Consider the following 771-nt stretch of genomic DNA (forward strand, 5'->3'; position numbering starts at 1 on the left):
CCCCACGATCAGCAACGTCACACGCCTCGACCAACACCTCAGCACCCGCCGCCTCCAGCTCAGCACGCAACTCCGCCGCGCCCCCAGCCTCCGCACCACGACGGGACAACAGCACCAGCTTCTCCACACCGTGCCGCACAACCAGATGCCGGGACACCAAACCACCCAGCACACCCACGCCACCCGTCACCAGCACCGCACCGGAACCGAACACCCCCGACTCCGGAGCATCCCCCGAGGGCAGCAACCGGCCCAGACGCGGCACCCGCACCACGCCTGACCGCACGACCACCTGCTCCTCGCCCAGAGTCAGCACCCTGGGGAGCAGACTGTCGACGCCGTCCAGGTCATCGGTGTCCAGCAGCACCAGACGCCCCGGGTTCTCCGACTGCGCGGACCGCACCAGACCCCACACCGCCGCCCCGGCCACATCCTCCACACCCTCACCCGCATCGACAGCACCCCGCGTCACCACCACCAACCGCTCACCCGCCAAATCCTCATCCCCCACCCACCCCTGCACCCGCTCCAGGACCTCAAGGACCCGGTCATACACGTCACTCACCACATCCGGACCGTCTGAGACGACCCGCACCATCTCGGTCCGCGGCGCCACCTCGCCCCCCGCTGCCACAACTCCGGGGACGTCGACCCACTCGAGCCGGAACAGCGCGTCCCGCGCCGCTCCGCCGACCGCGTTCAGCTGACCCGCGTCGACCGGGCGCAGCACCAGCGATTCGACCGATGCCACCCCCCGCCCCGACTCATCCC

1 protein-coding gene is annotated in these 771 nt (G+C 70.4%); it reads right to left on the reverse strand.

Annotated elements, in window-relative coordinates; translation table 11 throughout:
• A partial coding sequence (locus tag VT50_RS38065; protein ID WP_240529512.1) for a SpnB-like Rossmann fold domain-containing protein occupies positions 1 to 751 on the reverse strand: 751 nt, incomplete at its 3' end.
• Positions 752 to 771: the final 20 nt, after the last annotated feature.

The sequence above is a fragment of the Streptomyces antioxidans genome, assembly GCF_000968685.2.
In the GTDB taxonomy this organism is placed as follows: domain Bacteria; phylum Actinomycetota; class Actinomycetes; order Streptomycetales; family Streptomycetaceae; genus Streptomyces; species Streptomyces antioxidans.